The 7,670-nt window shown below is 44.6% G+C and carries 6 protein-coding genes and 1 tRNA gene; 1 reads left to right on the forward strand and 6 read right to left on the reverse strand.

Going from position 1 to position 7,670, the window contains the following annotated elements:
- Nucleotides 1–6: 6 nt before the first annotated feature.
- The 6 genes from trxB to JJU34_RS08130 form a co-directional block, all read right to left on the reverse strand.
- Nucleotides 7–951 carry a thioredoxin-disulfide reductase gene (gene trxB / locus JJU34_RS08105; RefSeq protein WP_228691839.1) on the reverse strand — a complete coding sequence of 315 codons (945 nt, stop codon included), beginning with the start codon at nt 949–951 and terminating at the stop codon, nt 7–9.
- 161 nt (nt 952–1,112) lie between these two features.
- Entirely contained in the window at nt 1,113–1,976 is an 864-nt protein-coding gene (locus JJU34_RS08110; protein WP_010853621.1) for a sigma-70 family RNA polymerase sigma factor, read from the reverse strand.
- 84 nt (nt 1,977–2,060) lie between these two features.
- Nucleotides 2,061–4,211, reverse strand: a complete 2,151-nt coding sequence (gene pnp, locus JJU34_RS08115) for a polyribonucleotide nucleotidyltransferase (RefSeq protein WP_228691841.1) — start codon at nt 4,209–4,211, stop codon at nt 2,061–2,063.
- Between the two features lie 102 nt (nt 4,212–4,313).
- A complete protein-coding gene (rpsO, locus tag JJU34_RS08120; protein WP_228691843.1) occupies nt 4,314–4,589 on the reverse strand; it encodes a 30S ribosomal protein S15 in 276 nt (91 codons plus the stop codon).
- A 63-nt stretch (nt 4,590–4,652) separates the two neighbouring features.
- Nucleotides 4,653–6,446 (reverse strand): LptF/LptG family permease, encoded by a 1,794-nt coding sequence (locus JJU34_RS08125; RefSeq protein ID WP_228691844.1) that lies wholly within the window; start codon nt 6,444–6,446, stop codon nt 4,653–4,655.
- A 72-nt stretch (nt 6,447–6,518) separates the two neighbouring features.
- The gene (locus JJU34_RS08130) at nt 6,519–6,920 is read right to left on the reverse strand and encodes an START-like domain-containing protein (RefSeq protein WP_228691846.1); all 402 of its coding nucleotides are present in this window, start codon (nt 6,918–6,920) and stop codon (nt 6,519–6,521) included.
- A gap of 561 nt (nt 6,921–7,481) precedes the next feature.
- On the opposite strand from JJU34_RS08130, the gene JJU34_RS08135 reads away from it, so the two are divergent.
- Nucleotides 7,482–7,555: transfer RNA gene (locus JJU34_RS08135), tRNA-Met, on the forward strand.
- Nucleotides 7,556–7,670: the final 115 nt, after the last annotated feature.

A 7,670-nucleotide genomic window follows, 5' to 3' on the forward strand; every position in this document is an offset into this window, starting at 1 on the left:
AGATGGTTAGGCTAATTCATACTCAGCCAAAAACCTTTCCGCATCAAGGGCGGCCATGCAACCCGTCCCAGCAGCCGTAACTGCCTGCCTATAAATGTTATCTTGGGCATCTCCACAGGCAAAAACCCCCGGAACATTGGTTCTAGTAGTACCCGGCTTCGTCTGTATATAGCCACTTTCATCCATATCGATAAACCCACTAAATACATCTGTATTCGGCTGATGACCGATGGCGACAAAAAAGGCCGCGACAGGTAATGTCTTATGCTCTCCCGTCAGGTTATTTTTAAGCTCTACTCCATTGACCTCCTCATCTCCGAGTACCTGCACGGTTTCATGATTCCACAACATTTCTATTTTGGGGTTAGAAAGGACTCGCTTCTGCATAATCTGCGACGCTCGCAGCTCATCCCTTCGAACGATCATGTACACTTTTTTACAAATATTGGACAAATACGATGCTTCCTCGCAAGCTGTATCGCCACCACCTACGATGGCCACCTCCTGCCCTCTGAAAAAGAACCCATCGCACACTGCACAGGCTGACACGCCTCTGCCGTTAAGTCTGGATTCGCTCTCCAACCCAAGCCACTTAGCCGAAGCCCCTGTAGAGATAATCACCGTGTCTGCAATAATTTGGACGGAATCGTCTACGGTCACCCTGTGTGGCCTTTTGCTGAAATCCACTTGAGTAACCAGCCCATAACGAACCTGTGTTCCAAAGCGCTCTGCTTGCTTTCGAAAGTCTTCCATCATCTCCGGCCCCATTACTCCATCGGGATAGCCCGGGTAATTTTCCACATCTGTGGTAATTGTGAGTTGACCGCCAGGTTGTGCCCCTGTATATAAAACTGGATTTAATCCTGCCCTTGCGGCATATATTGCGGCGGTATACCCTGCTGGTCCCGAGCCGATTATAAGTACTTTTACGTGTTCTATGTCTTTATTCATGAGCGTTATAGTCATTTCGAAGGGCAAATTTTGGCATTTTTACCTAATAAACAAAGGAACAATGTCACAGAAGGAAATGCCTTTTAACCTAAATTAACAATATGAAGGTAAAAAAAGAGGGGTATCTAAACCCCTCTAAACTATTATATGTCTACCAAACTCTAACCCAGATAAGGCTTCAAAGTCTTGCTTCGTGATGTATGACGCAATCTGCGAATAGCCTTTTCTTTTATTTGCCGCACTCGCTCCCGGGTAAGGTTAAATTTCTCACCTATTTCCTCCAGTGTCATCGCGTGCTCGCCATTCAATCCAAAATACAGGGTGATTACATCTGCCTCACGTTGGGTTAGCGTAGAGAGCGCTCGTTGTACCTCCTTGCGAAGCGAGTCATTCATCAGGCCGTCGTCTGGCTTTGTTTCCCCATCATTCTCCAATACATCCAGAAGGCTGTTTTCCTCTCCCTGAACGAACGGAGCATCCATGGAAACATGGCGTCCAGATATTTTCATGGTATCAACTACTTCACCCGCAGTAACCTCCAGAACCTCTGCAAGCTCTTCTGGAGAGGGCTCCCGTTCAAACTTCTGCTCTAGCTCGGAAAAGGTCTTGCTGATCTTATTCAAAGACCCTACCCGGTTTAGCGGTAGTCTAACGATGCGGGATTGTTCGGCAAGTGCTTGCAGAATGGACTGGCGAATCCACCACACGGCATATGAGATGAACTTAAAGCCCCTGGTTTCGTCAAAACGCTGCGCAGCCTTGATAAGCCCAAGGTTACCCTCGTTGATCAAATCACCCAAGGACAATCCCTGATTTTGATACTGTTTGGCAACAGAAACCACAAACCTCAGGTTGGCTTTGGTGAGCTTTTCAAGAGCAAGTTGGTCCCCCTCTCTGATCCGCTTTGCCAAGACCACTTCCTCATCTGCGGTAAGCAGGTCTACTTTGCCGATTTCCTGTAGGTATTTGTCTAGAGACTGACTTTCTCTGTTGGTAATCTGTTTGCTAATTTTAAGCTGCCTCATTCAAGTATCTGATTTTTTAAACGCCTTATATAACAGAACTATCTTTAAAATAAGTTCATTCAACGATTATTGTTTAAACCTAAATTAAGATTTTTGAGCCGGTTTGTCAGATTTTTCCGCCTTTGGAAGCAACACCTTACGCGAAAGCTTGTATTTACCGGTCTTCTTATCCACATCGATCAACTTAACGGTGATCTCCTCGCCTGATTCCAGCACGCCATCCATGGACTCCAATCTCTCCCATTTGATTTCTGAAATATGGAGCAAGCCATCTTTACCTGGCATGAATTCGACAAATGCACCAAACGGCATGATGTTCTTCACCTTTCCAGTATATACCTCACCAATTTCGGGTTGGGCTACGATCGCTTTGATTCTTTGTATCGCACCATCCATCGATGTCTGGTTATTGGCGAAAATATTGATCTTGCCCATGTTGTCTACTTCCTCGATGATGATCGTCGCTCCCGTGTCTTTCTGGATTTCCTGAATTACCTTGCCTCCGGGTCCGATTACGGCACCGATCAACTCTTTAGGGATCTCCATGTTCTGAGATCTAGGTGCATGTGGCTTATAATCCTCTCTAGGAGCTGCCAATGTCTTTTTGATCTCATTCAATATATGTAACCTGCCGTCTTTTGCCTGATACAATGCTTCCTTCAGCACTGCGTAGTCCAATCCCTCCACCTTTAGGTCCATCTGACAAGCTGTGATACCTTTTTCGGTACCGGTCACTTTAAAGTCCATATCGCCCAAGTGATCCTCGTCTCCAAGAATGTCGGAAAGAATGGTATATTTTCCTGTGGAAGCATCCGAAATCATGCCCATGGCTATCCCGGTGACCGGCGCTTTAATAGGCACACCCGCATCCATCAAAGCCAAAGATCCTGCACAAACAGTAGCCATAGAGGACGAGCCGTTTGACTCCAAAATATCAGAAACTACCCGGATGGTATAAGGATTCTTTGCATCAGGTGGCAAAACCCTCCGCAATGCCCTCATCGCCAGATTTCCGTGCCCGATCTCTCGACGGCCTGGTCCTCGGTTAATTTTTACCTCACCAGTAGAAAAACCGGGGAAGTTATAATGCAAGTAGAACTTATTGTATCCAGAATGTACCGCCCCGTCTACCATCTGCTCATCTAACTTGGTACCCAAGGTACAAGTGGTGATGGATTGGGTTTCTCCCCTTGTGAATACAGCAGACCCATGGGCCGAAGGCAAGTAGTCTACTACCGACCATATAGGACGTATTTCATCCGGATTCCTGCCATCCAGTCTCTTTTTTTCATGGAGTGTGAAGTTACGGGCTGCATCCTTGTGTATTTTAGCAAAATACTTGCCAATTAAAAAGCTGTCGTATCCGTGATCCTCACCCAGGCTTTCTACAAACCCTTGCTTGATCGCCTTGATCAGATCAGATCGTTCATTCTTGTTGGGAATCTGACGGCTCACTACATCGTAGCAGGCATCATAAAGTTCCCCCTTCATTCGCTCAAGCAAGGCCTCGTCATGATTTTCATGGGAATACTCCCGCTTAACTTCTTTTCCTAGCTCTTTGGTGAGTTCCTTTTGAACGGCACAATGCCTCTTGATTTCCTGATGGGCTAACTCCAACGCTTCTACCATCTCATCTTCGGCAATCTCATCGGCTTCACCCTCTACCATTAAGATAAATTCCTCGGAACCGGCAACAATAAACTCCAACGTGGCTACCTTTAGCTCCTGTGGTTTCGGATTGATAATCAATTTTCCGTCTACCTTGGCAACACGTACCTCAGAGATCGGTCCATTAAAAGGTATGTCAGAAACCGCTATAGCGGCAGATGCAGCCAAGCCTGCCAACGCATCCGGCAATACCTCTTCGTCGGACGACATCAATGTGATGGTTATGTTGGTATCGGCATGGTAATCATCTGGAAACAAAGGGCGTACCGCACGGTCTACCAAGCGGCTGATCAGGACCTCGTAATCAGACAATCTACCCTCTCTCTTCAAAAATCCGCCCGGTATTTTTCCGGATGCGGCAAATTTCTCTTGATAGTCAACAGACAACGGAAGGAAGTCAACCCCATCTCCCGCTTCTTTCTTCGTGACTATGGTTGCCAATAACATGGCTTTCCCCATTTTTACAACTGCAGAGCCGTCCGCCTGCTTAGCAAGCGCTCCGGTCTCAATGGTGATCTCTCTACCATCTTCTAATATGATAGATTTACTAATAACGTTTGGTAACATAAAATCTAATGATTCTGTAAGGTGAATAGTCTTAAAAGTAAGGTTTACTAAAGGATAAGCAAAAAAAGTAAGGTCCCTCATGCGAAGAACCTTACAGTAATCTTATTTACGGATTCCCAGCTCGGCAATAATTGACCGGTATCTCTCGATGTCATTCTTGACAAGGTAGTTCAACAGGCTCCTTCTTTTACCTACCAGCTTCAACAATCCTAAGCGGGATGAATGGTCTTTCTTGTTAGTCTTTAGGTGTTCTGTAAGGTGTTGGATTCTATACGTGAACAACGCAATCTGCGCTTCAGGAGAACCCGTATCCTTTTCAGACTTCAACCGACCATGATTCTTAAACAACTCTGATTTTTTTTCTTTACTTAAATACATGCTTAGTCAAGTTAATACGGCTATTTTAATAAAACAGACACAAAGGTACAAATATTTTTTAAGTTATGAAAATTCTTCCTTCAACTTTTCCCGCTTAGATACTTTCGGCAGGAGGGCCTTTAATTTCTGGAAGAACCCATAATAAAAATCGGCCTCAAAGATCCTTGCGTCCTTTCTGGCTTGGCGTAGAAAAAACAAACCGAATGGTATCAAAGCCAATATGGAAAAGGAAGTGCCAAACAGCGTCCCTGTCACCCCTTCTTTCGCCCACTTTTCACCAGTGATTGTAAGCATATAATAGACAATAAAGAAAATGATTGATACCAAAACCGGCATACCGAGCCCTCCTTTTTTAATAATCGCTCCCAGCGGAGCGCCAATCATAAACATCACAAAACAGGCCAGCGCTTGGGTATACTTTTGAAACCAAGATATCTGGAACCTCCTGAACTCCCTTTCCAGTGCATCTATTTGATTATGGTTCGTTGTGAAATTATTCTTCAGATTTCGTGCACTTGTCAGTGCGCTGGCTGCCGCAGAGACCATTTGGCGCTGGGTTCCTCGAAGTGAGTCCAACTTGGCTCTTTGGGCTGGAGTCAATACAATGGGCTGTACCTCTGTCTCCTTGGAATGAACGATTACAGGTGTTTCAATTTCCGGAGCGGGCACGGGTGCCATCGTATCTACCATGGCAAGTACAGAATCTTTAGCCGTAATGGAATCGGAGGTGATTAAGGGAGGTACTTCATCCGCTAGTCGGCTGTCCATTGAGTCCGTAACTGCCTCTCGCTTCTCCGCAGCAAGCAGGCGGGCTGCTTCACTCTGTTCGTTCAGGTCCGCACCCTCCAGTCTTACCCCATGGGTAAGCTCGTATTCTTCTTGGTACTTTAAGTTTCGAATCGAATCAGCTACCTGCTTTTTCCTTACCAGGTCCGCAGGCGGCAGAATTTTACGATCCCTCCCGAAGTATGGATAGGACGCTTCTGTCGTAGCATAGTTAAAAAACAACTTCTGACTGATCTCCCTGTCCATGGAATCCAGATCAATCCGGATTTCATCTATATTTTTGATAGACCGGTTGTTCGACCAAAGGTTTTCAGGTGTACGATTCATCTCAAAAGCCTCCAAATCAAAAACCATCTCATTGGTGCTGAACTTCGTTCGATTAAAGGTCGGAGGCTTTTCATTTATACCCCGTTGGTTCTGCCCCTCCTGATAGCTACTACCGCTATAGAGTGTAAGCATCATATACCGGTCGTTAAAAAAAGGCTCCATCCTCCCCGAATCAGCGGTAATTACATGAATATTCCCCTGACCGGCAGTATGATCATATATTAGCACATCCCGCAGGCGTACCTCGTCTAGCTTTTGATTTACTTTTATACTGTAATTTGGAATCCCGTTATAAAAAACCCCTTCTTTGATGTCCAAAGCAGGCGATTTCATGCGGATATCATAGAGCAAGCTGAACGTCTTCAAATTAACCCTTGGAACCAAATAGTTATTGGACAAGTATGCAAACACGGTGAGGAAGGCTACGAATACACCTATAGGCAGCAAAGCCCGAAGCAGTGATATGCCGCTGCTTTTAATTGCAGTCAATTCAAAGTGCTCTCCTAAATTGCCAAAGGTCATTAACGAAGATAACAAAACAGCTAAGGGCAAAGCCATTGGTGAAATGCTGATGACAAAATAGCTAATCAGCTCCATGTAAACCATGAACGGCAAATCTTTGCCAAAAATCTCATCAAAATACTTGAGCATGTTTACTGTGAGTAGGATAAAATCCACGACAATAAACGTTAATAAAAATGGCCCAATAAAGGAGCCTAATATCAATTTATCGAGTTTTTTCATAGAATTAATAGACGCTACTGACCACCGTCCTTTGCTACGCTAGCGTCCGACAAATTTAGGAATTATCCGAGTCTATCCCCCAATTATCTCTTTTAGGTTTGTGATTAAACCCTCCCAAATATCCTTTTGTTCTTGATTATCATAGGTATCACCGTAATCGATCACCCGCAGATAAAATGTCTGAGTTAGTTCATTCTCGTCTAGCTTGAACTCGATAAAAGATGGATCGTCCTCAACATCGTCCTCGTCTTTGGGGTCAAAAAACTCAAATTTGACGTGATGGTTGATCCTCATGATGGTTGGCCGGGCAAAATGATCCTCTCCATCATAGATGAAATTGTAAATCTTGTCCTCATTGATAACCACATCATCTGCAAACCACTGCGAAAGCCCACTGGCTGTACTCAAATAGGGATAAATCACCTTTTTAGAAGTATTTATCTGATAGTCAGATATAAATTTATTTTTAACCATGGCTCAAAGCTTTTAATTGACAAAAAGTAACCATTTTTTTTAGGATTCCCACTTGGAATTCAATATTTATACGCACATATTTGCATTCCCAAACGAGGGGCTATCGTTCAAACCATTCTCCCCGTGCTTCAAACCTGATATTTTAGGGAATTTTCACTGACAAATAGGAGAGCAGCCCGGTGCATGAAGGTACGAATAATTTAACTAAAATAGATAGAAGGGTTTAACCTGATATATCTAAATACCAGTTAATCTGGCGAGGTAGCTCAGTCGGTTAGAGCGCAGGATGCATATCCGCCTAGGCGGACACGGGTTCAACTCAACGAATGTAGTTGGTGTTAATAAATTAGGTAATTTGGCGAGGTAGCTCAGTCGGTTAGAGCGCAGGATTCATATCCGCCTAGGCGGACACGGGTTCAACTCAACGAATATAGTTGGTGTTAATAAATTAGATAGTTTGGCGAGGTAGCTCAGTCGGTTAGAGCGCAGGATTCATATCCGCCTAGGCGGACACGGGTGCAACTCAACGAATATAGTTGGTTTTAATAAATTAGGTAATTTGGCGAGGTAGCTCAGTCGGTTAGAGCGCAGGATTCATAACCCTGAGGTCACGGGTTCAACTCCCGTCCTCGCTACTTAGAAGCTCCTAAATTGGGGCTTCTTTTCTTTGTATGTTCACCGTCTACGTACTTTATTCCTTCTCGGCCGATAGGCTGTACATCGGAATGACTTCCGACTTAATCACCCGAT

The sequence above is a fragment of the Lunatimonas sp. genome (assembly GCF_020832325.1).
Lineage (GTDB): Bacteria > Bacteroidota > Bacteroidia > Cytophagales > Cyclobacteriaceae > Lunatimonas.

What these genes read in the sequence shown, in the direction of transcription:
- trxB (WP_228691839.1), bottom strand. Translation starts at nt 951, where the DNA reads ATGAATAAAGACATAGAACACGTAAAAGTACTTATAATCGGCTCGGGA.
- JJU34_RS08110 (WP_010853621.1), bottom strand. Translation starts at nt 1,976, where the DNA reads ATGAGGCAGCTTAAAATTAGCAAACAGATTACCAACAGAGAAAGTCAG.
- pnp (WP_228691841.1), bottom strand. Translation starts at nt 4,211, where the DNA reads ATGTTACCAAACGTTATTAGTAAATCTATCATATTAGAAGATGGTAGA.
- rpsO (WP_228691843.1), bottom strand. Translation starts at nt 4,589, where the DNA reads ATGTATTTAAGTAAAGAAAAAAAATCAGAGTTGTTTAAGAATCATGGT.
- JJU34_RS08125 (WP_228691844.1), bottom strand. Translation starts at nt 6,446, where the DNA reads ATGAAAAAACTCGATAAATTGATATTAGGCTCCTTTATTGGGCCATTT.
- JJU34_RS08130 (WP_228691846.1), bottom strand. Translation starts at nt 6,920, where the DNA reads ATGGTTAAAAATAAATTTATATCTGACTATCAGATAAATACTTCTAAA.